The following is a 24,599-nucleotide window of genomic DNA, read 5'->3' on the forward strand; positions in this document are numbered from 1 at the left end:
TGTAAATGAGAAATCATTATATACGTAAATAAATTAGTATAGATTAATTATTAAAATAAAAAGCATAATAAGACATTCTCAATAATTATCATTTAGGTAAAAGTAGAATAGAAGAGGAATTTATGGACACAATTTTACAATTTGATCACTCTTTAATCTTCTATGTACATGAACATTTTGTATATAGTTTTTTAACACCAATTATGGCATTTATCTCAAAAATTACAAGCAATGGCGCATTATGGATTATAATAGCCTTATTATTAATGCTACAAAAAAAATATCGTGTTTTAGGCGTGGCAATTATTATTGCTTTAGGATTTGTATTTATAATTGGCGACCAAGGTTTAAAACCAAATGTAGCGAGATTAAGACCATTTGTTGATTTTCCAAATGTAACGGTGCCGTTGGAATCTGCACTACCAAAAGCTACAAGCTATTCATTCCCATCAGGCCACAGTTTTGGTTCATTTGCATCATCTATGACGATTTACCTAGGCTTAACTCAAATAGCGCCTCAGAAGCGTTATTTAGGGATTTTAGCATTGTTAGGTTCAATAGTAGTAGCATTCTCTAGAGTTTACTTATTTGCACATTATCCAACAGATGTATTAACTGGTTTAGTATTAGGAATCATCGTAGGATTCATTGCCTGGAAGTTAGCAAGAATCGGCTGGAACTGGTGGACTAACCGCCATAATGATGTAGAATACGAACCATACACATTTAAACGTAAATAAGCAAAAAACTATATAACACAAGGGATTGGGCCATTTAGGCCCAATTTTTGACATTAAATTACTTCCGATAATATATCGTTATCGGAAGTAATTTAAAAACAAAAGAAAACTAGCCTATATTCCTATAAGCTAGTTTATGTAAGTTACTTCTAAAAATAACCAGATACATACTCATTATTTATCAACGGATTCTATTTTTTTAATATATGCAGCTAATAATGGTTCATCTATGGTGATCTTATCAAATTTAGGTTCAACGACTATATGGCCTTTATAATCCATTAGACCATATTTACTATCAGACTTATAAACAAATAAGTCTTTATAAAATGAGGTTATATCGTCATCAAAATGTGGTAATTCGAATAGTTTATAACCTGAATTTGTGGCAATCACATATTTTGTCTTATCATAAGTTGCTGTCGTAACTTTATTTAATACATAATTAGGCTTAGATGTATCTATACTATCATACACCACATCAAATAAAACACCCGTCTCAGCATTAAATATATGGCTTCCAATCGAATCCTTTAATACAAAACTACGATCACTTAATCTTTCATAAGAATCATAGTTCATTGCAACTACAGTTTGATTTAAGGAATCAATAATACCATACTTATTTTTTTCATTAGATACAATAAAATAAGAAAATTCTTTACCTAGATGTTGTATAGATTTATATTTCGCAGGAATTACTATTTCATTCTCACTCGTTCTCAATCCATACAAAGTATTTCCTTTTTTATCTACTTGAGTAAATAATTGATAAGTATCTGATGGTTTTCTACTATATAGACTTTCATCTGAATATCCATTCGTCCCTTGTCCAGCCCCTGTTGTTGACTTTTCATAGTCATGTGTATGAATAAGATTTAGTGCTTCATTTTCAGTCAGTAAAATGCCCTCTTCAGTAACAAATTTAATATAATCATCCGCAGTATGTATTTCAAATAAATTTTTCTTGTCATTTTTTGACCAGTAAAATTCAATATTATCCCAACCATCCTTTATAGGATTTCCCATAATTTGAACACCATTAGTTTTATTATATAGATACCAATAGTCACCTTTCTTTCCCAATATTAAATTTTCATTTATCGTACTATATTGATTTACTACATCATTAATAGCATAGGTACCATTGGAATTAACTAGTTTAAACCCTCCATTAGTCAATGCCTTAGCCAAATCATAATCAAATTGATATTCATAGCCTGCTGGTAAATAGGCTAATTCAACTAAGTTTACATACCGCTTTCGTCCATTTTCATAAAATGATCCATATACGTATTTATTATTATATTCGTCTATATATTCTACATGTAAATTATCATAAGGACCAAGTATCCAAGTCCCTTTTTCATCGACGATAGTATTACCAGTTGGGGATTCTAATGTAATATATTCTTTTGCAGATGTTATATTACATGCAGCCAATGCTATAGCTAATCCTAATATAAATTTTCTCATATATCTCTCCATAATATTATACAACACAATAATAATTAATTTTATAATACCATATTTAACTCTTTTAATTAAACGATTCCTTTATATACGCTTACATATTATAACTGTCTAATAAAAACTTACTATTAAACCAATACTGTATATTGAAATTTTTAGAATTAGATTGTAAAATAGTAATATAAATTATCTAATTTACTCATACTATTATGGAGGAATTATATGTGCTGGTGTGATATTGTAAGTAAAGCCAAAATTGGCGGTTTAAAACATTTAGGTAATGGCATGGAGAGTTCTTTAAGATTTCTTGCTGAAATTATTCTTGGTTTAAGTATTATTCGCGTATTAGTAAACTGGAGTTTTGGTATTTAAATCTCAAAATATAATACGATCATATTAAAAGGCGCTTAGTTATCTAAGCGCCTTATTTATATATATTAAGTTATATATAATTATTTCCTTAACTATATTCAATACATTATTCATATGCCTCGCTACAATCAATGTATTCCATAATAATTTGGCAGATCTGACCATCTTTATCAAATGCCCAGTATACTGGATATAAACCATCTCCAAAGCCTGATTGAATCATCGGTACGGTCAATTCTGTATCAGGAATTGTAAAGTTAATCCAATCACCTTTAGAACGTTGGTATTGTGGATATGCCATAGCATTCAATTGGAATAAATCACTATAATAATCATCGTAAATATTTTTTTCAGGGTAGTTTATATGCCATTGTTCATAAAATTTGTTATATGTCTCAATAGTTTGTGCATCTACTATTGTAGCTAAACCCGAATCTACAGGAAATCCAATATAGGTATCCCCATCATCTAAATCGGTTAAGTCTTCAGTCCCTTTTAATGCTAATTCGTAATATACAGGCTCATTACCGCTAAAAACAACTCGACTAGCTACATAACGATATTCATTTGGTTCCATTTCGATAATCTTAGTCTCTAATAGATATGTGCCTGGCTCTACCGTTCTAAGATACGTATCAGGCTTACTCGGCAATGAAACTAAAGGATCACAACATGTAATATGCCCTGTTGGGAAGTTTACCGTCCACATGGGTAATGTATGTAACGGAAATCCTTTTAACTCTTTTCGGTTAAATAAATCATGATATGGTACAGTAGGTTTTAATTTACCTTCAGAACCTAATCGGTTAAAGATTTGAATCCATTCACTAGTTAATTTAGATTGTTCCATATTACTCCTCGGCTTCGTATTTACAATGAATATATTCGCCTTCTAATACTTCGTAGGCTGCGGTTTTACGTATGATTTGCTTTACTAATGTATCTAGTTTAGAACCATTTGTATAGTCTGCAGGTGCATAATAACGGATACGATGATGACGCATCATCTTATATACCTTTTCTTTATCTTTCTTAAATGGATCATATACACCTATAGAATGACCCCCATTAGCGTTCACAAGACTCATACAAGGAATATCTGTATCGCTATCCCCAATATAAATCATGTTACGGAACGGCACTCGTTGATTTTCAGGCTTAATGTAATCATTAACACCAGTATCATTAATATCGAGAATTCCTTTTTGAATACGGAACAAAAATTGTGTCTTATTCGTATAGTTAATGGCTTGTGCAGGCCAAACAGCTACACCTTTATCATCGAACATAAATGCACTGGCATAAATTTTGGTAAAAGCTCCCTCTTTTGCCATTTCAGTGCCTTCGATCATCTCTTTTAAGCCAGATGAAATAATGTAATGTTCAATCTTAACGCCTTGTTCTAAGCCATATTCGCGAATACGTTCAAACCAAGTCCGTACCCCTTCGTATAATTCTACTTGATTTCCGTATTCCATGAGCTTATCTTTTGTTACATAGAAATGGCCTACTGCTTCTTGAATCATTTTATACATATAGGCTAAATTATTATCCATATCATGTTTTTTAGCCAACTGATTTGATTCATGCCAAAATTGTTTGATTTGCTCCTCGTTATAACCTACCGATTGAATAAATCCTTGTGCCTGCATATCGTCAGGGGTTAAAGTCTTGTCAAAGTCGTAACACATTGCTAACACGGGCATAGATGAGTCAGATGATTGTAAATTATCTTTACTATCTTTCTTATACGTTATCATAAAATGCACCTCCTTTTAAATTAAACAAAAAATACATTTACACTCTCTTATATTCCTGAGATTCCTTCTTGACAACCCCTTTGGTATCTATTTTACACGATAAGTCAATTCATTTAATTTAGTAATTCCTTGTAATTCTGCTTAAAACAAGCTATCTTGTGTTATAGTTTCCTCTACAATCCAGCTCTTCTCCGTACTTTCTTTGATAATTTCTCTTTTTGAAAGTTTTCCAATAAGTAAGCTAGAATTTGGATCATGTTGTAAACGATTATATCGAACTGCCGCTTGATTAGTATTGGCATAACAATATCGACAAAAATGACTACAGCTATCATAAGCCCCAATATCACCATGTAAATAACAATTACATTCTGGTCGTGCTGGCGTACGTTTTGGTGCTTTTAATTTTATATTCCAGGCTCTTTCATAACAATCTAAAGTAAGGCACCCCTCCGTATTAGCACCAATTTCTTTAAAGATATGCCCTTCTCCACAGGTTTTGAGAGTCATATGATGAGAACGAGCTATGGATAGAAATTCTTTAATGATCTTATTTTGAACATCTAAACTCGGTCTGTACCCTTCTGGGAAATTCTGAGCCACCTTATCAAATATATCTAAAAAGCTTACAACAACTGTATCTGTATAACCTTTAAGGGACTTGGCCATTATATAAAAGCTTTCAAAATGAAAATCTACTGTATACTCATTGGTTAAAATGATAGGATCATAGCGCCATACCATAGATTGAGGAGTAAGCAGTTTGGATATGTGTTTAAATCCCTCTATAACAGAAGCATAAGGTGGTACATAGGGCTCAATATCAGTTCCATAAGGCGTTATTGTCATATGCCAGTATTGTCTGTAGTCAACAATTTCATTTAGTAGTGGAATAAATGGTAAAGGATTCTTAGTACAGAATGCAATGCCATCTACTATCTCTTGATTAATAGGATACCGTGTCACCTGTAGCGGATTATATGGATTACGAACATCTACAAACCCTTCACGAACACGATTGATTAGCCATTGTCCATAAAAAGCAGGAATATCTGTACGTTGTCCAGTTTGTAATATCATAGCCCTGCCCTTTCATTAAAACAAAAACATAGAAGTATTATATCATACCTCATAGTTAGTATTTATGGAGTTAATGTGATTTTTGCTGTATAGTTCATTATTATTTTATGGTACTATACATACTATAGAATATGAGGAGAAGTAAAATATGAACGATATTTTTGAACGTAATCACCCTATGAAGGATGATAAAGAATTTATTACATCCTATTGGATAGATCGGGCTAAAGATTTTGGTGCTTTACGCGCTAAAGAATTGGAAAGCCCAAAGCTAAAATTATGGATAGACGAATTAACAAGTCATATATTTGATTCTGAAAGATCTTTACGTATATTGGATATCGGATGTGGAGCCGGTTTTTTCAGTATCATCCTATCCCAACTAGGTCATACAGTACATGGCATTGATATTACGCCCAATATGATAGATGAAGCGAATCAACTAGCACAGTCGCTAGATTGTGATGCAACTTTCTCCGTAATGGATGCAGAAAATCTTAGCTTTGATACTAATACCTTTGATATCGTTGTAGCTCGTAATGTGACGTGGAACTTACCTCATCCAGATAAAGCCTATGCCGAATGGTTACGTGTTATTCGCCCTGGTGGTTTAATTCTCAATTATGATGCGGAACACGCTCGTAACCACCATGACTTACCACAATCCGTTCATCATGCTCATGAACATGTAAGCGATGATTTAAAAGATCGCTGCCATACTATTTATCATATGCTTGAAATTTCATCCTTTACACGACCTCAATGGGATAAAGAACTGCTCACTAAATTAGGTGCTAGCTCTGTATCAATTGATCCCACAATAGGCCCTCGTATTTACAGCGAAGAAGATGAATTTTATATTCCTGTACCAATGTTCTTGGTGAAAGTAATAAAATAGCATTTATAGTAAAACATTATAAAATAAACCCACTCCATATAATATGTACCCCTTTATTAGTTATTTAGTAAAGGAACATATCATAATATGAGTGGGTTTTCTTTTATTTATTATTTCTTATTGTCTTTGATGATAGAGTCGTCAAAGCTATAGGTTGTTATAAATTTTGTTTTAGGGTTGGCTGCATTACCAACCTCTTCTAAATATTTATTAGAGGCTACTTGAAGATCCTTCTTATACGCATCAGCCAATGTTTGTAAATTATTCGTATCGCTCACACGTTTAAAAGTTTGATCCGAAAATTTAATAGTATCTGTTTTTGAATCATAAATAAGATCAGTATTTGGTATGTCCCTAATATCCATCTTGATTGTATTTGGATTTGAGCTCTCTGAATTACCTACTATATCATTAGCACTCATTACAAGTGTAAGGGCCGTAATATAATTTAGACGAGCTTCCTTTATATCCCCTACCATTTGGGTAGATTCAATAACAGGTCTCTTTTCAGGTGTTGTATATTGATAGTTATAGGCTTTCATATCTGCTGTATAAATCGTCTTACTATCGTTACGAGCCTTTACATTAAGGATAAAAATTGGTGTGTCTACAGCACTCACTACATTTTGAACGGTATAGCCTGAGTAAGCAATCCATTCCCCTTCAGGTCCTTTAGACTGAGAAGACGCACTATTACTACTACAACCAGCTAATATAAATAAACTAACTAGCACGATACAGAGTGAAAGGTATTGAAGTATTCTTTTTAGCATAGCAGTACCTCGCATACAAACTTATATTATATGAATACAAACCTAAATAGTACTACAATAGACAACAAGAAGTTAATCAATTACAGATATAGTTTTTTTCTAATATATTAGTTACTGAAATACGCTTGAGCCTTAGTGATTTCTGAGCGAAGTTTTTCTTCATCAATAGTAAGCAATTCTTTATCTTTCATAAGAACTTTTCCACCCACTATTGTAGTATTTACGTCAGCACTATTAGCAGAGTATACAAGAGCAGCTAAATCATTATAACGAGGCATCCAGTGCAACCCAGAAACGTCATATAACACAATGTCTGCACGATAGCCTTTAGCTAGTACTCCAAGGTCTGTATAGCCCAATGCTTTCGCACCTTCTACTGTCCCCATGTTCCATGCTGCTTGAGCAGGAATGGCTTTAGGATCGTAGAGTCGTGCTTTATGTAATGTAGCTGCAAGGCGTACTTCTTCAAGCATATCCACATTATTATTAGAAGCGGAGCCATCCGTACCAAGACCAACAGTGATACCTTTGGCAATCATTTCAGGCACTGGCGCAATACCACTTGCTAATTTAAGGTTAGATTGTGGATTATGTGCTACTGCTACATTATTTTCAGCCATAATAGCCATATCTTCATCTGTAACATGAACACAGTGTGCGGCCAAGGTAGTATTCCAGAACAAACCTAAATCATGCATATGAGCGATAGGAGTTTTACCTGTAGCTTTTATAACATTCTCCACTTCCCCTTTTGTTTCGGACAAATGCATATGAATACCACAGTTTAACTCATGAGATAAGGTGATAACCTTTTCCATGTAAGCATCTGGACAAGTATATGGCGCATGTGGTCCAAGCAATACTTTGATGCGGTCATTATCAAAACCATTCCAAGTACGGAATAAGTCAGCATTTTCAACTAATGCTTGATCTGCTGTTGGAGATACACCGGCTAAGCCACGAGATAGTACAGATCGAATGCCAGTTTCTTTTACAACCTCAGCCGTAGTATTCATAAAGAAATACATGTCGCTAAAAGTTGTAGTACCAGTGCGCAGCATTTCAGCAATGCCAAGTTGTGTGCCATAACGGACATAATCGTCGTTTAGTTTTGCTTCTGTTGGCCAAATTGCTGTTTCAAGCCATTCCATAAGCTCAAGATCATCTGCATAGTTTCTAAATAGCCCCATCGCAATATGAGTGTGCGTATTTATAAGACCTGGCGCCGCCAATTGGCCTTTACCATCTAGTACTTCCTTAGCAGAGTCTTTTGCCGTTTCAGTTTCACTGTCGTTTAAAATATCTGTAATATAGCCATTTTCAATTTCAATAGCATGATTTTTTAGAACACCCTCATCGGTGAGGACGTCTACATGAGTAATCAATAAATCAGACATAGTCTTCCCTCATAGGTATAACCGAGCCATAATAGCTCGGTTATATTTGTTTAATTTGAAAGCTAGTAATAGTTTGGATACAAAATGTATTCCAGAAACCATCATATTTCAATACAGTATTAGTTTACTTTTGTTAGATAATCGATTTGTTCTTGTGTTAAAGAGTCTAAATCATAGCCCATGGAGTTCAATTTAAGTTTAGCGATTTCCACATCTAATTCATGAGGCAATACATATACTTTTGGCTCCATTTCTTTGCCGTTTTTTAAGATATGCTCTGCAGCAAGGGCTTGCATAGCAAAGGACAAGTCCATGATTTCTGCAGGGTGACCATCACCAGCTGCAAGGTTAACTAAGCGACCTTCAGCCAATACATAGAGCTTACGGCCATCAGCCATGGTATAACCTTCGATATTTTGACGAACGCGCTCATGGCTTACAGCAAGGTCAGCTAATTCAGCTACGTTTACTTCGCAGTCGAAGTGACCTGCATTACACATGATTGCTTTATCTTTCATCACTTCGTAATGTTCTTTTACAATAACATCTTTACAGCCTGTTACAGTACAGAAGATATCACCCACTTTAGCAGCTTCAATCATAGGTAACACTTTAAAGCCATCAAATACAGCCTCAACTGCTTTAATTGGATCTACTTCAGTAACATATACGTGTGCACCAAGGCCTTTTGCACGCATAGCAACGCCTTTACCGCACCAGCCGTAACCAGCAACGACAACATTTTTACCTGTTACAGTTAAGTTAGTAGTACGCATGATACCATCCCAAACAGATTGACCAGTACCATAGCGATTATCGAAAAGATATTTACAGTAAGAGTCATTTACAGCAATCATAGGGAACGTTAATTGTTTAGCATTCTCTAATGCGTATAAACGATGTACGCCTGTCGTAGTTTCTTCGCTACCACCGATAAGACGTTCTTTAGCATCTTGGCGTGTAGTATGTAACAAGTTTACCAGGTCACCACCATCATCGATGATGATATGCGGTTTATGATCTAATGCTTTATGAAGGAAATCAAAATATTCTTCATCTGTACAATCATACCAAGCATATACAGTAATACCCATATCTACAAGGCCAGCGGCAACATCGTCTTGTGTAGACAATGGATTAGAGCCAGTTACGATAACATCAGCACCACCGCGTTTTAAAACCGTTGCAAGATATGCTGTTTTTGCTTCTAAGTGAACACTAACAACAATAGTTTGACCTTTGAAAGTTTGTTCAGCTTCAAAACGATCCCCTAATGTATTTAAGGTAGGCATAAAGTTAGAAACCCAATCAATTTTTTTACGGCCTTCTGCTGCTAAGTTAATATCTCGAATTAAGGATTGCATAATAACTCCTTTTACTAATATGAGTAGATATAAAAAAATAAACTTTTAATAGTTAATCCACTTGGATGTATTGATTCTACACCATTCAGATAATAAATTATTTAAATTCTACAATCTGGCGTAGCTTACCTATAGACTCTTCGTAATTTGGCTTTAAAACACCTTCCTCAGTAATGATTGCAGTCACTAACTCATGAGGTGTTACATCAAATGCAGGATTTAGTACTCCAATACCATTAGGGGCTGTTTGAACACCATGTAAAGATGTTACTTCATAATCATCGCGCATCTCTATAGGAATATCGGTACCCTTTTCCAAGGTAAAATCAAATGTGCTATATGGTGCCGCCACATAGAAAGGAATATTATGGAATTTAGCGAGAACTGCTACACCGTAGGTACCGATTTTATTAGCTACATCACCTTTTGTAGTGATACGGTCTGCACCGACGATTACAGCATCAATAAGACCTTGTTGCATAGCATAAGCAGCCATATTATCTGTTTCTAATGTTACAGGAATACCATCCTCATGTAACTCAAAGGCTGTAAGGCGAGCACCTTGTAATAACGGACGTGTTTCATCTGCATAAACGCGCTCTAATTGACCATTTTCATGTAGCTTACGGACAACACCAAGAGCTGTACCTAAACCACCTGTAGCTAGTGCACCAGCATTACAATGAGTTAAGATGCGAATATTCTTTTTGCCCTCAAATAATGTAGCCCCTGCTTCGGCCATACGACGATTTAAAGATACGTCTTCTTCGTGAATGATAATAGCCTCTTTAGTAATGAGGTCCGCCACTTCACTCATAGAGGACATGCTTTTAACATTAGCTTTCACAAGAGAAATGACACGATCTACAGCCCATGCCAAATTAATTGCGGTAGGACGCGTTTCCTTTAATATTTCACTAAAGTCATATAGACTCGTTAATTGCTCACTAAATGGAACCTCTTGGCGACCTGCTTCCATAGCAGCTAAAATTAAACCATAGCTAGCTGCTACACCAATAGCTGGAGCTCCACGGACGCGAAGCATTTTAATAGCCTCGGCCACTTGGCGCCAATCAGTACAGTGCACATAAGAAATCTCTGTTGGTAATTTAGTTTGATCTAATAATACTAGCGTATCTTTACGCCATTCAATATTAATCATAGCGTCTCCTTCGATGAACTATTGTTTTCTAGGATGAATGGATTATAATTTAAAACCACCATATTCATGCATGCGATTGTGAGCGTCATAACGAGCATCTACATCGATTGCATCAATAGCACCTAAGATAAGAGATTTAAGTTGAGCCGCCATATCACCCATCATTTCTACTACTTCACCATGTGTTAAAGCAGCTTCGGAAATGCCTGCTGCATAGTTTGTGATCATAGAAATTGTGGAATAAGCCATTTCAGCTTCGTTAGCAAGGTTTACTTCTGGTACATTAGTCATACCTACTGTATCCCCACCGAGCATGTGGAACATTTTAATTTCCGCAGGAGTTTCAAAACGAGGACCTTCAGTACATACATAAGTACCACCGTTATGAATAGTAAGACCTTGTTCCGTTCCCACCTTTTGAAGAATATCACGCAATTCAGAGCAGTAAGGATTTGTTACATCAAGATGTGCTACTGGACGGTCACCACCTTCATAGAATGTAGTGATGCGATTCTTAGTGAAATCTAAGAATTGATCAGTCAAAACGAAATGACCAGGCTTGAAGTTTTCATTCAAGGAACCTACCGCAGTTGTAGAAATAATAAATGTAACACCTAATTTTTTGAGCCCCCAAATATTAGCACGATAGTTAATTTTATGTGGAGGAATTGTGTGATCTTTGCCGTGACGCGCAACAAAGATGACTGTTTTTCCGTGGTATGTACCTTGTACATAATCTATTTCACCATATGGTGTCATTAAGGATTCTTCATGAATATTTTCAAAGATGGTTGGATCATAAACGCCAGTACCACCAATTACACCGATTGCACTCATTGTGACCTCCTATTATTAATAACTCTTATCTTTTATTTTCTCATAGAATACAAAAACAGGCTATAGGAAAAACCATATAGCCTGTAATTTTTATAAGGTTATTATATTCTTAATAATAATTATTGAACTGGACCTTTTGGCTTAAACATATCTTGTAGCTCTTCACGACTGAAATGATATTTTTCATTACAGTAATGACATACTAGTTCTGTCGTCTCGTCTTCTAGAATGGCTTTTTTATCATCTTCACGTAATGTCATAAGAACGCCAGCAAAACGATCGCGACCGCAACGACATTGGAAATTAACAGGCTCATTATAGACCTCATTAACAGTTAAGCCGTCTAATACGCGTTCCATAAGGCCTTTGCCATCGGGATGAGCTTTTAAATATTCTGTTACAGGACCTAGTTCATTAATGTTTTTTTCTACTTGTGCTAATGCAGCATCTGTCGCATCTGGCAAGGCTTGTACGATAAAACCTCCAGCTACAACTGTATGGTAATCAGGATTTACCAATACGCCAAGGCTGATTGTAGAAGGTACTTGCTCAGAAGCATACAAATAATAAGCCAAATCCTCTGCTACTTCACCGCTTTGAATCGGGCTTGTAGAAGTATAGTCTTGCGCCAATTGTGTAAATCGCGTAACTTGTACTTCCCCGTTATGACCTACTGCACCACCAACGTCGAGTTTACCAGCATGTTTTAATGGTACATCTACATGAGGTTCATCTACATAACCACGAACCGTATTATCGGAAAATGCATCTACATGTACCACTCCTAGTGGACCATCACCCTTAATGCGTAAACTTACGTTTTCATGGTTTTTAAAATCACCAGCTAATAAGATAGCCCCCGTCATAGCACGACCTAAAGCAGCTGTTGCTACAGGCCATAAATCGTGACGTATACGAGCAGTTTCAACTGTATCGGTTGTTACAGCTAAAGACATACGAACCCCTTCACGGGTTGTAAAACGTTTTATATAATCCATTCTATCATTCCTTATTTCTACTTATTTTCGATATTACTTTTATATTGCTTATATAGTATATCATGTCAAATATTTAACTTTCAATAATTAAGAATATATGTTCGTCTAGTTTGATTCAAATTTAAAGGAACATATTTTCGATAATATAAAAACACCCAGTACCATAAGATACTGAGTGTTATATATACAATTCTTAGATTTGATCGATAAGGTTAACCATCTCAATAGCGCCCATAGCACAATCGTAACCTTTATTACCTGCTTTTGTACCAGCACGTTCAATTGCTTGTTCAATATTTTCTGTAGTAACCACACCAAACATAACGGGAATACCAGTTTCTAATGAAACGTGGGCAATGCCTTTTGCTACTTCATTACATACATAATCATAATGAGTAGTAGAACCACGGATAACTGCACCTACACAAATAACTGCATCATAACGACCAGATAAGGCAGCTTTTTTAGCAATCAATGGAATTTCATAAGCACCGGGAACCCAGATTACTGTAATGTCCTCTTGTTTAACGTCATGACGCAATAAGCAGTCTTCTGCTCCACCAATTAATTTCGACGTGATGAATTCATTAAAACGAGAACCAATAATAGCAAATTTCTTACCAGAACCTAACAAATTACCTTCTTGAACTACCATTATGATGACCTCCTATATTCGGTACATAGAATTTTCTATGTGTGATAAAACCATTCTAAATTGAAGATAGACCATTATTAGTCTTCTAACATATGACCCATTTTTTCTTCTTTTGTTTTCAAATAGCCTGCATTAAATTTATTTGCTGCAATAATAAGTGGTACACGACTAGTCACATTAATCCCCCAATGTTCTAAGCCATGACGTTTTTCTGGATTGTTAGTTAATAAGCGAATACTATTAATACCTAAAAAACGTATAATTTGTGCCGCCAAAGAATATTCACGCATATCTGCAGGGAAACCTAATTGCTCATTCGCCTCTACTGTATCAAGGCCTTGTTCTTGTAATGCATAGGCTTTAATTTTATTAGTCAGCCCAATACCTCGGCCCTCTTGACGCATGTATACTACAACGCCTTTGCCTTCTTTTTCAATAGCATGTAAAGCATTGTCTAATTGTTCACCACAGTCACATCGTTTAGAACCAAATACATCGCCTGTCAAACATTCAGAGTGAATACGTACAAGTACATCGTTACAATTTTGAACATTACCTTTGACAATAGCTAAATGTTCTTTATGATCTAATTCATTCTTAAATACAAAGATACTAAAATCACCAAACTTAGTAGGTAATTTAGAGCATGCACCTAGTTCAACCATATCTTCATGTTGTTTACGGTATTCAATAAGTTCCGCCACAGAAGCAATTTTTAAATCATGTTCTTTAGCAAATTCCATAAGATCCGGTAAACGTGCCATATCGCCATCATCTTTTGTAATTTCACAAATAACTGCAGCCTCTTGTAACCCGGCTAAGCGACAAAGATCGATAGATGCTTCCGTATGACCTTGTCGTACCAATACGCCTCCCTCTTTATAGACAAGTGGGAACACATGACCTGGACGGCGAAAATCTTGAGGTTTTGCAGTTGGATCTAATAATTTTTGAATTGTATAGGCACGCTCTGCTGGAGATACACCGGTTGTAGTATCTACATGGTCAACAGTAACAGTGAAAGCAGTTTCATGGTTATCAGTGTTTTTAGTAACCATTGCGGGAATCCCAAGCTTTTCTAACGCTTTACGGCGCATAGGTGTACATACGATACCGCGGGCGTATTTAACCATAAAGTTAATGTTTTCTTGCGTCGCAAACTCTGCAGCAATGATAAGATCACCTTCGTTTTCACGGCTTTCATCATCAACGATAATAACAGGCTTACCTGCTTTAAGATCTTTTAAGATTTCATCAATAGAATGTAATTGTTCGCTCATAGGAACGCTCCTTACTTATATAAATCCATTCTCTACTAAGAGGGATTGCATAGATTTCTTTGTTTTATCCTCAGTAGATTCACTACTAAGATTCATAAAATGACGAATGTATCGACCAGCGATATCGGTCTCTAAATTAACCTCTGTACTAATATGAGCCGAACCTAAAATCGTTTCACCCAATGTATGAGGAATAATAGAAACGGAAAAACTGCTGTCCGTCCTGCGCATTATAGTTAGACTAATTCCGTCGATGGTAATTGATCCTTTATAGATCACATAATCCATAACGGATTTAGGGGCCTCTACGGTAAAGATAATAGCATTATCCGTTTGTTCACGGTTAATGATGCGGCCGGTACCATCTACATGGCCTGCCACAATATGACCTCCAAATCTACCATTGGCGAGCATAGCCCGCTCTAAATTGACAGGTTGATGAACTTTCAAATTAGTAAAAGTAGTCATCTTAATTGACTCTGGCATTACATCGGCAGTAAATACACCATTACCGATTGTAGTAGCCGTCAAGCATACACCATTAACAGCTACGGAGTCACCAATTTTTAAATCGCTAAAAATTTTATTTCCCCTTATCGTTATAGCTAAGGATTTAGGGCCCTTTTTAATACTTTCAACACGGCCAATTTCTTCAACAATCCCCGTGAACATAAGCGCCCCTCCTCCCTTGACGATACGCTTCAATGCGAATGTTATTATCTAATACTTTAGTCTTGGTAAAAGTTAATTGCGGCGAAGCCTCTAAACTTTCAAAACCACGGCCACCTACAGCTGGTGTAGCATCGTTACCACCAATAATAGTATTTCCAATATATGTTACGACCTTATCAAAGTTCATCGTTTCCACAAAAGAACTGATAATTGCGGATCCACCTTCAACAAGAATAGATGTGTAACCTAGTTCACCTAGTTTCGTAAGAATATCATCGATAGATAATTTCTTAATATCGATAACAATGTCAGTGCTTTTGCTTTTACGAGTAGAAATAGATTCTACTACGGTTACTTGAGCACCAACTTGTTCTAAGGCTTGTATCCGATCCTTAGGACAACCTTTAGATACAAATATATGCACCTTGCGATTTTCTACGTCAAAAACCTGACTGTTAGTTGGCGTTCTACCTAGACTATCCAATATGATTACATCTGGCTGATGAACTGGAATAGGCTCCTTTAGGACAGCTGTATCCATTAGAGCCTCACATAATTCGGTATCATTGAGGCGACAATTTAACTGGGGATTATCCGCCAAAATTGTACCAATCCCAACGAGCATCGCATCATGAGTAGCACGTAAGACATGTCCATCTCGACGAGAAGACTCGTTAGTAATCCATTGAGATTGTCCGGTAAATGTAGCAATTTTTCCATCTAAAGACATAGCACTTTTTATAGTGACAAAAGGCTTACCTGTCTGTATATACGTAAAAAAATGCTCATTTAGTTCAGCACATTCTTCACTACATACGGGGCAAATAACCTCTATACCTGCTTCGCGGAGTAAATCCATGCCCTTTCCAGATACTAGTGGATTAGGATCTGTACTACCTACTACGACTTTAGCTATGCCAGCCTCGATAATACGTAGCGCACAAGGTGGAGTTTTACCATAATGAGAACATGGCTCCAATGTTACATATAAAGTAGCACCTTTAGCATTATCACCAGCTTGGTTTAAGGCATGAACCTCAGCATGAGCTGTACCCGCTTTATGATGATAACCTTCACCGATTATTGTATTGTCTTTAACCACTACGGCACCAACCAAAGGATTTGGCGAAGTGTGACCTGTGGCTAATTTTGCCAGTTCAATGGCGCGTTTCATATATGATACGTCATCCACCATATCACCTCAATAAAAAAAGGACTATATATAGTCCTTGGGTAGTCATAAATACGCACAACAAATGTGCCTCGTCTTTTCTCATCCAGACTCTACTGTCGGTATCGGAATTGCACCGATTCATACCTAAAAGGTTCGCGGACTATACCGCCGGTAAGGAATTTCACCTATCCCCAAAGACTTATCTATTTTGTTTATGAATTAATAGTAACACTTTTATTAATGTTATGCAAGAATAAGAGTATTGTATTGAGAAAAATATTAAGTAGTTAATATAGAATAAAATTTTTATAATTATAGGTCTTGATTTTAATAAATAAATATTAATCAATCATAGCATTATAAACATATATAAACTATGTATACATCAATTAGTAACTTATATCACATAATTACATTAAAAACAGGTCTAATATAATAATATATGGGTTTAACAACCATACTTAATTGATATTATTTATTAGATATAGGTGATAATATGGCAAAAAAACGAATTTCTGATGTACTTATAGAAGTCTTAGCCAATGCGGGCATCGAACGCATTTACGGTATCACTGGCGATAGTTTAAATTCCGTAAACGATAGTTTACGTCGTAATGGTAAAATTTCCTTCGAACATGTACGACACGAAGAAACAGCAGCTTTTGCTGCCGGTGCAGAAGCCTCATTAACCAGTAAACTAACAGTTTGTGCTGGTAGCTCTGGGCCAGGTAACCTGCATTTAATTAACGGTCTTTTTGATTGTCATCGCAATCGTGTTCCAGTATTGGCTATTGCTTCTCATATTCCACAATCTGAAGTAGGGTTAAATTATTTCCAAGAAACTCATCCAGAAAACTTATTTAAAGAGTGCTCTTGTTTCTGTGAACTTGTATCTAATCCTAAACAGATGCCTGAAATTCTATTCCGCGCTATGAATGCCGCTGTAGGCAATCAAGATGTTGCCGTTATCGTCCTTCCTGGGGATGTAGCAGTTATGGAAATGGAAATTGACGAATTGCCAGTATGGCATCATCCTCGCTTACCTCATATCATTCCACAACGTGAAGATATCGAAGAAATGGTAGCACATTTAGAAAAAGGTGAACGTATTACCCTCTTCTGTGGTGCAGGTTGTGAAGGTGCTCATGATGAAGTCGTAGAATTAGCGAAACGTTTGCAAGCTCCTGTAGTACATGCTTTTAGAGGTAAAGAATGGGTTGAATGGGATAACCCATATGATGTAGGTATGACAGGTCTATTAGGCTATACTTCTGGTTATCGTGCTATTGAACAATGCGATACACTCGTTATGCTTGGTACTGACTTCCCTTACCGTCCGTTCTATCCAGAAAATGCAAAGGTAATCCAAATTGATAGAGATCCTAGTGCATTAGGTCGCCGTGTACCACTTACCCAAGGGATTATTGGCACCGTAAAAGATACATTGAAAGAATTATTACCTCTTATTGGTCAACGTAGTGATACTGAATTTATCGATACTGTCCGTAAAGCATACACTAAATTTAGAGGTGACCTAGATAGCTATGCAGTAGCTGAACCAGATGGTGTAGCAATTCACCCTCAATACTTTGTTAATCGTTTGAATAAGTTAGCAAGTGAAGATGCTATCTTTACCTTTGATGTAGGTACTCCTGTAATTTGGACGGCTCGTCATCTAAAAACCAATGGTAAACGTCGTATTTTAGGCTCCTTTAACCATGGCTCCATGGCTAATGCTATGATGCATGCCATCGGTGCTCAAAATGCTTGTCCAAATCGTCAAGTTATCTCTCTATCCGGTGATGGTGGCTTCACTATGATGATGGGCGAAATGCTAACATTAAAACAATTAAATCTACCAATTAAAATCTTCGTATTTAATAACGAAGAACTTAGTTTCATTGCTATGGAAATGAAAGCTTCTGGCTACTTAGACTATGCTACAGATTTTATAAATCCAGACTTTGGAAAACTAGCAGAAGCTGCTGGTATTAAAGGGGTTAGCATTCAAAACTCTAGCGAAGTGGATGAAAAAATTATGGAAGCCCTTAACCATAATGGCCCAGTAATCGTCAACGTTCGCGTGGACAAACAAGAACTTGCTATGCCACCTAAAATCGCTTACCAACAAGCGAAAGGGTTTAGCAAATACTTGATCAATGCAATCCTTGATGGCCGCGGTACAGAACTTAAAGAAATGGCCAAAACAAACTGGATGAAATATAAATCTCTGTACTAAAATCTGCCAAATATTAAAAATCTGTCAAAAAAATAAACTGCAAAACTTTCAAAAAGAGGTGTCATCATTCGATGATACCTCTTTTATTGCATAATTTTAATCATATACTGTTATAAAACCTTCAGTCCAGCCCCTTAAATTGAGAGTAATTGTATCAATTCCTAAACAATCTAAACCATATACTTTAAATATATCCCAGGTCTTATACCACTTTAATGCTTTCTCTGCATATTCTAAAGTGCTAAATAAACCTATGTATCCAGAACATGTATAATAATCATCTATATCATAATCATACCAAACACCATAAACTTTATTGTTTATTATTTCATAACTAACTTCATTACCTATATGAGCACAATCATTTAAATAGTGAGTTGTTATAGAAAAAGAATTATCATTTAAATCAGAAAACCCAACTAATTTTTTAGACTCAGCTATTGTCGATTCAGCCAATGAAATATCCGTAAAAAATCCCAAACCAAAATACTCTGTATAAGGTAACATTTCATTTCTTTTATAGTGTGCTAAAGCTTCATATATTGGAACTCTCATAACTAACCCACTCACTGTAATATAAAAATAATATAAATATGACATTTTAATTATTTCTATCTATAATAATCGTCCTCGTAGTCACCTTTATACCGTAATCGATCAACCTCTGATGGGGACAGTATATTCCCCTCTTCATCAACATATTCTCGGAATTCGTTAAAGTATACTCCTGGAATATCTGATGCTTCTAGATTAGGCATATCCTCTAACTCAACATCCCAAAGTTCTATTTCATCCACTTGATTTTGAAGTCGCTCTATCATATTCCAACACTCCCTAGTATCAATGATATATATTAACTGTATTGTAACAAAATATATAAAAATAAGCACTATATTCCTCTTTAGGTGTATAGTGCTTACTTTGTATGTAGTAATTTTTTGTATTAAATTATGCCCCAAAGAGTGACATTTGTTCGTCTTCTGGTAGTTCACCACAACATTTGAGGTCTTTCATAAGATCAATGATGGTATTTGATACTTTACAACGGCGTTGTAAGTCTTTTAGAGATGTAAATGGACGTTCATTTCTTTCCTCGACGATAGCATCAGCCACTGTTTCACCAAGTGAATCAATAGCTAAAAATGGTGGCAATAAAGCTCCATCCTTAATGCTAAAGCGTCTAGCTTCAGAATGTTGAATATCTACATTAATAAAACGATAGCCCCGTTGATACATCTCCATAGATACTTCCAAGGCACTCATAAGGTCCTTATCTTTAGGACTGGCAGCACGATCAAGAGCCTTAATACGGTTAAACTCTGTCAATTGTGTTTTGAGGTCCCCCGTCATAATTCGTAAATCAAAGGCCTTTGCGCGAATGGAGAAATATGCTGCATAGAATGCCAATGGATGGTATACCTTAAACCATGCAATACGGAAGGCCATCATTACATAGGCTACCGCATGGGCTCTTGGGAATAAATAGGAAATCTTTTTACAAGACTCAATAAACCATTCAGGAATATTATTTTCACGCATTTCTGCTTCAAATTCCGTTGTAGCTTGACCTTGTTTATTTCGTTTTTCAATCCCCTTCCCTTTACGTACGTTTTCCATAACGAAGAAGCTGTGCTTTCTATCCATACCACGATGGATTAAGAAATTCATTACGTCGTCACGGGTAGAAATAGCTTCGTTCAACTTACAAGTTCCATTTTTAATAAGGTCTTGCGCATTATCGAGCCATACATTCGTACCATGAGAGAAACCAGAGATACGTACTAAGTCAGAGAAGGTTTGCGGACGAGAGTCTTCCAACATGCCCCGTACAAACTTCGTACCACATTCTGGTACGGCCAAGCTGGCTACCTGGTCACCTTGCAATTGTTCAGGTGTTAAACCAATCCCCTCTGTAGAGGAAAACAAGCTCAATGTCTTTGGATCATCAAATGGTATTGTCTTAGCATCGATACCTGTCAAATCCTCTAGCATACGAATAATTGTGGGATCATCATGGCCCAGAATATCAAGCTTAGTCATACGACCTTCGATGGAGTGATAATCAAAGTGTGTCGTTAATACGCCACTTTCCTTTTTATTCGCTGGATGTTGTATGGGCGTAAAATGATGCACATCCATATCTCGAGGACATACCATAATACCACCAGGGTGTTGTCCCGTAGTATTCTTTACATTTGTAAAGCCTTTCGCTAAATGTTCAAAGAATCCATTGCGGGCTTGTATATCTCGAATTTCGGCGTACTTTTTAACATAACCAAAAGCAGTTTTATCAGCAATTGTACCGATTGTGCCTGCTTTAAATACATTGTCACGGCCAAATAATTCTTCCGTATATTTGTGAGCTTTTGCTTGGTAATCACCGGAGAAGTTAAGGTCAATATCTGGAACCTTGTCACCTTCAAAACCAAGAAAGATAGCAAATGGAATATCGTGACCATTTGTTTGTAACGCATGACCACACTTAGGACAATCTTTACGAGGCAAGTCAAAGCCCCCTGCATATTCACCCTTTTCAAAAAATTCAGAGTATTTACAATGAGGGCATACATAATGTGGAGGTAGTGGATTTACCTCTGTAATCTCAGACATGGTCGCTGCAAAGGAAGATCCTACGGAACCACGAGAACCTACGAGGTACCCATCATCAAGAGATTTTTTTACCAATTTATGAGCGATATAATACAATACACCATAACCATTGGAGATAATACAATCTAGTTCATAGTCGAGACGCTCTTGTACTACACGTGGCAATGGATCACCGTAAATAGCCTTCGCATTTTTATAGCACATTTCTGTGAAAGCTTCGTCAGCACCTTCAATCTTAGGTGAGTAGGTCCCATCAGGAACTGGTTTAATATCTTCAATGCTGTCGTTGATAGCACGTGTATTGGTAACGACTACTTCGTATCGCTTCTCTTCGCTTAAGTAAGGGAATGACGCAAGCATTTCATCTGTAGTACGTAAATGTAAATCTGGTTGTTCGTCTGCATCTGGATATCCACATGCAGTTAGCATGATTTCACGATATATTTTCTCTTCTGGTGTCAAATAATGAACGTCACAAGTAGCACATACAGGTTTATTCAATGCTTCCCCTAATTCGATAACGGTCTTATTCATATCAATGAGGGCTTGCTCATCTGGCATGAGACCTTTACGAACCAAAAACATATTGTTAGTATGTGGCTGAATTTCAAGATAATCGTAGAAGGATGCTATTTCCAAAAGCTCTTCTTTTGTAGCTCCACGAACAATAGACTGCATAAGTTCCCCTGCTTCACAAGCAGAACCGATGATAATACCTTCACGATGTTCTTCAATAACGGAACGAGGCAAACGAGGACGAACCTTGTAATGTTCAAGGTGAGAAATAGAAATCATTTTATATAAATTACGCAAACCAACCATATTTTTAGCTAATAAAATAATATGATAGCGTTTATCTTTTTCCTTCTTCTTCTTCTTTTTATCCAGTACAAGCTCCTCATCTTTTGTTACCGTTTCATCTTCAATAAGATAACCTTCTACACCATAGATAACCTTAACACCTAACTCCTTACCAAGGGCTTGCGCTTCAGGAAAGGCTTGTACAACACCATGATCTGTAATAGCAACCGCAGGATGACCCCATTTTTTAACTGTTTTAAATAAATCCTTAACAGATACGAGAGCATCTTTATCACTCATCTTAGTATGTAAATGAAGCTCTACACGAGAATCTGGACGGTTTTCAGTTCGCTCTACACTTGTAGTTTCCACTGCTTCAATACTGCGAATCGATAAGATATAATCTTTATCAAAACGATCGTCAAAGTTGACACTACCTTGTACACGAACGCGTTGTAAGCCTTTTAATTGTTTAAGTAGCGCATCCCCTTCTTCAGGGCTATTCGTAAACTTGATAAATTTAATGCTATTTGTATCATCTACAATGCTGCCATTAACGATACTTTTACCAGTCTTAGTATCACGTTTATCTAAACCTACAAAGACACCTTCAAAAATTACACTAGGTGTATCCACGGTGCCCATGATTTTAGAGGTGACTCCTTCAATTTTTGGCCCTAAAATCATGCCTTCATCAGTGGGAGCCTCCTTTGGTGCACGATGAGGATATTTACTATCACCTTCACCACTTTTAGCAGTAGCTTTTGTAGTACTTTTAGGTGCAAAACCTTTATTTACTTTAGGCATACTACTCACTGAAGCAACAATATCATTACTACTAGATGCTGCAGCCGTTTGATTCGAACGAGATACAACAACCGGGCTATTATTAAAATAGCCTAATTCAACAGCCTCTACGAATGGGGCGAAATCATCTTCGTCAACATCATCATATTCATCTTGTTGATCATAACCTGCAAAAGACTTGCCTTTAGGTACTTGTTTTTTAGCCTCTTCAGCTTCACGTTGTGCTTCAGCCGCTTCAATCCATTCACCAGCACCACAGCCACCACCATAATAATAGGTATCTAAACCTTCACCTGTTTCCGTATCCACTTTCCAAGCAAAACAGCAAGCTGTATCAGTATTGGTTGGAATATCATCAAAAGAAATATTCTTTTCCTTATACCATGCAGACAATCTGTCTCGTAAACTAAGCAATGTAGAAAATGCGGAGTCTGCAGCTTGAATCGTCACATGTTGGGTATGACAGTTCACATAGAAAGATGATTTCTTATTCTGTTTTGGTACAACGCGATAACGTACTTTCATTTTTATCCCTTATACCCACAATAGGTAATACATAAATCTCTAAATCGCCAAATATCGCCCTTGCTACTACGACTATCTAGGATAATCTCATACAAACCTTTTAACAAAGCTCGTAATGCTTTAGTAGAAATCCGAGAGCTTGCTTCATAAGCCAGTTTGATCGGATACGGTTTAAATGACGAATCATGGTCCTTACATAAATTCTGTATAGCTTGAACAGTCATTCCCGCTTGTCGACATTCACTGACTAGTAGCTGTAAACGTAATTGCCCCTCAATATAGCTCATAGCACGGTCTAATTCTTTATAGCCGAACATAAATGGAAATAGTTCAAGTAATGTATCAATATCTCGTTTTAACAGAGCCTCTTTAAAGGTAAATATATTTTTAGCTCCATAGTCACTGCCATTTTCCTCTAGGAATTCTTTGGTAATTACTTTTTCCCCAGTAATTTGCAAGAAATATCGGTCAAACTCAGTTCTCATAAAAGAAACAGGTACATCTTGCCACAAATCGATGAGATGAGCTACATATTCCTGTGCATCAGAAGTCATTTTAAATCCATTAGACGTACAATACTGACGTATCCACATCACAAGGTCTGCCCCTTCAAGACGCTTACATTCACGATTCGGTATTTTATTTAAAAGCTCTTTATTCTGCTTGATTCGTTTATCTATCATGTCATGATAAATCAAAACAATTGGATTATCCCCATTATATTCCATGATGAGCTCATATAATGGGATCCAAGCATCGCTATTTTTACCACTTTTACGAATGATAGGCAAGTTAACTAAGCAAAACACTTTTTGATCCCCAAAGAGTGAATCTTCACAGAGCTTTTCACTAATCTTCTGTGGGCCCGCCTCATCGTCTAATACGGTCACTGGAAGGTCTGGATAGGCACTTAAAAATTTGCGTTTCTCTTCTTCAATTAATTGTGGCTCATCGCCATAAATGAGTTGAATATGTGCCATGT

At 36.3% G+C, this 24,599-nt stretch carries 22 protein-coding genes and 1 riboswitch; of the genes, 4 read left to right on the top strand and 18 right to left on the bottom strand.

Going from position 1 to position 24,599, the window contains the following annotated elements; all coding sequences use genetic code 11:
- Positions 1 to 122 precede the first annotated feature (122 nt).
- Positions 123 to 740 (top strand): phosphatase PAP2 family protein, encoded by a 618-nt coding sequence (locus RYO55_RS04775; protein WP_004695848.1) that lies wholly within the window; start codon positions 123 to 125, stop codon positions 738 to 740.
- A 174-nt stretch (positions 741 to 914) separates the two neighbouring features.
- Here RYO55_RS04775 and RYO55_RS04780 read toward each other — a convergent pair whose 3' ends face one another.
- Entirely contained in the window at positions 915 to 2,216 is a 1,302-nt protein-coding gene (locus RYO55_RS04780) for a WG repeat-containing protein (protein WP_314984389.1), read from the bottom strand.
- Between the two features lie 219 nt (positions 2,217 to 2,435).
- Here RYO55_RS04780 and RYO55_RS04785 point away from each other — a divergent pair, with 219 nt between their 5' ends.
- Positions 2,436 to 2,585, top strand: coding sequence for a hypothetical protein (locus RYO55_RS04785; RefSeq protein WP_278456875.1), 150 nt, complete (start codon positions 2,436 to 2,438; stop codon positions 2,583 to 2,585).
- Positions 2,586 to 2,691: 106 nt separating this feature from the next.
- Here the strand turns inward: RYO55_RS04785 and RYO55_RS04790 are convergent, their stop codons facing one another.
- From RYO55_RS04790 to RYO55_RS04800, 3 genes are all read right to left on the bottom strand, one after another.
- Complete coding sequence (locus RYO55_RS04790; protein ID WP_314984390.1) at positions 2,692 to 3,435, bottom strand: DUF4241 domain-containing protein; 744 nt, start codon at positions 3,433 to 3,435, stop codon at positions 2,692 to 2,694.
- A 1-nt stretch (position 3,436) separates the two neighbouring features.
- Positions 3,437 to 4,345: an HAD family hydrolase gene (locus tag RYO55_RS04795; protein ID WP_278471579.1), complete on the bottom strand. Its 909-nt coding sequence runs from the start codon at positions 4,343 to 4,345 to the stop codon at positions 3,437 to 3,439.
- A gap of 141 nt (positions 4,346 to 4,486) precedes the next feature.
- Entirely contained in the window at positions 4,487 to 5,425 is a 939-nt protein-coding gene (locus tag RYO55_RS04800; RefSeq protein WP_314984391.1) for a DUF1848 domain-containing protein, read from the bottom strand.
- Positions 5,426 to 5,573: 148 nt separating this feature from the next.
- Here RYO55_RS04800 and RYO55_RS04805 point away from each other — a divergent pair, with 148 nt between their 5' ends.
- A complete protein-coding gene (locus RYO55_RS04805) occupies positions 5,574 to 6,323 on the top strand; it encodes a class I SAM-dependent methyltransferase (RefSeq protein WP_314984394.1) in 750 nt (249 codons plus the stop codon).
- Between the two features lie 110 nt (positions 6,324 to 6,433).
- Here the strand turns inward: RYO55_RS04805 and RYO55_RS04810 are convergent, their stop codons facing one another.
- From RYO55_RS04810 to ribD, 10 genes are all read right to left on the bottom strand, one after another.
- The gene (locus tag RYO55_RS04810; RefSeq protein WP_287528572.1) at positions 6,434 to 7,096 is read right to left on the bottom strand and encodes a hypothetical protein; all 663 of its coding nucleotides are present in this window, start codon (positions 7,094 to 7,096) and stop codon (positions 6,434 to 6,436) included.
- A 107-nt stretch (positions 7,097 to 7,203) separates the two neighbouring features.
- Positions 7,204 to 8,493 (bottom strand): amidohydrolase, encoded by a 1,290-nt coding sequence (locus tag RYO55_RS04815; RefSeq protein WP_314984396.1) that lies wholly within the window; start codon positions 8,491 to 8,493, stop codon positions 7,204 to 7,206.
- A 119-nt stretch (positions 8,494 to 8,612) separates the two neighbouring features.
- Entirely contained in the window at positions 8,613 to 9,857 is a 1,245-nt protein-coding gene (locus RYO55_RS04820) for an adenosylhomocysteinase (protein ID WP_060924575.1), read from the bottom strand.
- 97 nt (positions 9,858 to 9,954) lie between these two features.
- Positions 9,955 to 11,019: an S-methyl-5-thioribose-1-phosphate isomerase gene (mtnA, locus tag RYO55_RS04825; RefSeq protein WP_314984397.1), complete on the bottom strand. Its 1,065-nt coding sequence runs from the start codon at positions 11,017 to 11,019 to the stop codon at positions 9,955 to 9,957.
- Positions 11,020 to 11,061: 42 nt separating this feature from the next.
- Entirely contained in the window at positions 11,062 to 11,856 is a 795-nt protein-coding gene (gene mtnP / locus RYO55_RS04830) for an S-methyl-5'-thioadenosine phosphorylase (protein WP_314984399.1), read from the bottom strand.
- Between the two features lie 119 nt (positions 11,857 to 11,975).
- Positions 11,976 to 12,854: an Hsp33 family molecular chaperone HslO gene (gene hslO, locus RYO55_RS04835; protein WP_314984400.1), complete on the bottom strand. Its 879-nt coding sequence runs from the start codon at positions 12,852 to 12,854 to the stop codon at positions 11,976 to 11,978.
- Between the two features lie 193 nt (positions 12,855 to 13,047).
- Positions 13,048 to 13,509: a 6,7-dimethyl-8-ribityllumazine synthase gene (gene ribE, locus RYO55_RS04840; RefSeq protein WP_101928287.1), complete on the bottom strand. Its 462-nt coding sequence runs from the start codon at positions 13,507 to 13,509 to the stop codon at positions 13,048 to 13,050.
- Between the two features lie 77 nt (positions 13,510 to 13,586).
- The gene (locus tag RYO55_RS04845; RefSeq protein ID WP_314984402.1) at positions 13,587 to 14,789 is read right to left on the bottom strand and encodes a bifunctional 3,4-dihydroxy-2-butanone-4-phosphate synthase/GTP cyclohydrolase II; all 1,203 of its coding nucleotides are present in this window, start codon (positions 14,787 to 14,789) and stop codon (positions 13,587 to 13,589) included.
- A gap of 15 nt (positions 14,790 to 14,804) precedes the next feature.
- Positions 14,805 to 15,461 (bottom strand): riboflavin synthase, encoded by a 657-nt coding sequence (locus tag RYO55_RS04850; RefSeq protein ID WP_314984403.1) that lies wholly within the window; start codon positions 15,459 to 15,461, stop codon positions 14,805 to 14,807.
- Positions 15,442 to 16,656 carry a bifunctional diaminohydroxyphosphoribosylaminopyrimidine deaminase/5-amino-6-(5-phosphoribosylamino)uracil reductase RibD gene (gene ribD, locus RYO55_RS04855; protein WP_314984404.1) on the bottom strand — a complete coding sequence of 405 codons (1,215 nt, stop codon included), beginning with the start codon at positions 16,654 to 16,656 and terminating at the stop codon, positions 15,442 to 15,444. The genes RYO55_RS04850 and ribD overlap by 20 nt, the downstream gene beginning before the upstream one ends.
- 66 nt (positions 16,657 to 16,722) lie before the next feature.
- Positions 16,723 to 16,838, bottom strand: a riboswitch (FMN riboswitch).
- 293 nt (positions 16,839 to 17,131) lie between these two features.
- Between ribD and poxB the strand changes: the two genes are divergently transcribed.
- Positions 17,132 to 18,874 carry a ubiquinone-dependent pyruvate dehydrogenase gene (gene poxB, locus RYO55_RS04860; RefSeq protein WP_314984405.1) on the top strand — a complete coding sequence of 581 codons (1,743 nt, stop codon included), beginning with the start codon at positions 17,132 to 17,134 and terminating at the stop codon, positions 18,872 to 18,874.
- A 96-nt stretch (positions 18,875 to 18,970) separates the two neighbouring features.
- On the opposite strand, the gene RYO55_RS04865 is transcribed toward poxB, so the two are convergent.
- From RYO55_RS04865 to holA, 4 genes are all read right to left on the bottom strand, one after another.
- Positions 18,971 to 19,429, bottom strand: a complete 459-nt coding sequence (locus tag RYO55_RS04865) for a hypothetical protein (RefSeq protein WP_118091420.1) — start codon at positions 19,427 to 19,429, stop codon at positions 18,971 to 18,973.
- Between the two features lie 56 nt (positions 19,430 to 19,485).
- A complete protein-coding gene (locus RYO55_RS04870; RefSeq protein WP_021148165.1) occupies positions 19,486 to 19,695 on the bottom strand; it encodes a hypothetical protein in 210 nt (69 codons plus the stop codon).
- 127 nt (positions 19,696 to 19,822) lie between these two features.
- Positions 19,823 to 23,617: a PolC-type DNA polymerase III gene (locus tag RYO55_RS04875; protein WP_314984407.1), complete on the bottom strand. Its 3,795-nt coding sequence runs from the start codon at positions 23,615 to 23,617 to the stop codon at positions 19,823 to 19,825.
- A 2-nt stretch (positions 23,618 to 23,619) separates the two neighbouring features.
- A complete protein-coding gene (gene holA, locus RYO55_RS04880) occupies positions 23,620 to 24,597 on the bottom strand; it encodes a DNA polymerase III subunit delta (RefSeq protein ID WP_287528557.1) in 978 nt (325 codons plus the stop codon).
- Positions 24,598 to 24,599 lie beyond the last annotated feature (2 nt).

The organism is uncultured Veillonella sp., from assembly GCF_963551295.1.
Taxonomy (GTDB): Bacteria; Bacillota; Negativicutes; order Veillonellales; family Veillonellaceae; genus Veillonella.

Bases quoted from the DNA above. Each gene is read 5' to 3' on its own strand.
- RYO55_RS04775 (WP_004695848.1), top strand. From the start codon at position 123: ATGGACACAATTTTACAATTTGATCACTCTTTAATCTTCTATGTACAT.
- RYO55_RS04780 (WP_314984389.1), bottom strand. From the start codon at position 2,216: ATGAGAAAATTTATATTAGGATTAGCTATAGCATTGGCTGCATGTAAT.
- RYO55_RS04785 (WP_278456875.1), top strand. From the start codon at position 2,436: ATGTGCTGGTGTGATATTGTAAGTAAAGCCAAAATTGGCGGTTTAAAA.
- RYO55_RS04790 (WP_314984390.1), bottom strand. From the start codon at position 3,435: ATGGAACAATCTAAATTAACTAGTGAATGGATTCAAATCTTTAACCGA.
- RYO55_RS04795 (WP_278471579.1), bottom strand. From the start codon at position 4,345: ATGATAACGTATAAGAAAGATAGTAAAGATAATTTACAATCATCTGAC.
- RYO55_RS04800 (WP_314984391.1), bottom strand. From the start codon at position 5,425: ATGATATTACAAACTGGACAACGTACAGATATTCCTGCTTTTTATGGA.
- RYO55_RS04805 (WP_314984394.1), top strand. From the start codon at position 5,574: ATGAACGATATTTTTGAACGTAATCACCCTATGAAGGATGATAAAGAA.
- RYO55_RS04810 (WP_287528572.1), bottom strand. From the start codon at position 7,096: ATGCTAAAAAGAATACTTCAATACCTTTCACTCTGTATCGTGCTAGTT.
- RYO55_RS04815 (WP_314984396.1), bottom strand. From the start codon at position 8,493: ATGTCTGATTTATTGATTACTCATGTAGACGTCCTCACCGATGAGGGT.
- RYO55_RS04820 (WP_060924575.1), bottom strand. From the start codon at position 9,857: ATGCAATCCTTAATTCGAGATATTAACTTAGCAGCAGAAGGCCGTAAA.
- mtnA (WP_314984397.1), bottom strand. From the start codon at position 11,019: ATGATTAATATTGAATGGCGTAAAGATACGCTAGTATTATTAGATCAA.
- mtnP (WP_314984399.1), bottom strand. From the start codon at position 11,856: ATGAGTGCAATCGGTGTAATTGGTGGTACTGGCGTTTATGATCCAACC.
- hslO (WP_314984400.1), bottom strand. From the start codon at position 12,854: ATGGATTATATAAAACGTTTTACAACCCGTGAAGGGGTTCGTATGTCT.
- ribE (WP_101928287.1), bottom strand. From the start codon at position 13,509: ATGGTAGTTCAAGAAGGTAATTTGTTAGGTTCTGGTAAGAAATTTGCT.
- RYO55_RS04845 (WP_314984402.1), bottom strand. From the start codon at position 14,789: ATGAGCGAACAATTACATTCTATTGATGAAATCTTAAAAGATCTTAAA.
- RYO55_RS04850 (WP_314984403.1), bottom strand. From the start codon at position 15,461: ATGTTCACGGGGATTGTTGAAGAAATTGGCCGTGTTGAAAGTATTAAA.
- ribD (WP_314984404.1), bottom strand. From the start codon at position 16,656: ATGGTGGATGACGTATCATATATGAAACGCGCCATTGAACTGGCAAAA.
- poxB (WP_314984405.1), top strand. From the start codon at position 17,132: ATGGCAAAAAAACGAATTTCTGATGTACTTATAGAAGTCTTAGCCAAT.
- RYO55_RS04865 (WP_118091420.1), bottom strand. From the start codon at position 19,429: ATGAGAGTTCCAATATATGAAGCTTTAGCACACTATAAAAGAAATGAA.
- RYO55_RS04870 (WP_021148165.1), bottom strand. From the start codon at position 19,695: ATGATAGAGCGACTTCAAAATCAAGTGGATGAAATAGAACTTTGGGAT.
- RYO55_RS04875 (WP_314984407.1), bottom strand. From the start codon at position 23,617: ATGAAAGTACGTTATCGCGTTGTACCAAAACAGAATAAGAAATCATCT.
- holA (WP_287528557.1), bottom strand. From the start codon at position 24,597: ATGGCACATATTCAACTCATTTATGGCGATGAGCCACAATTAATTGAA.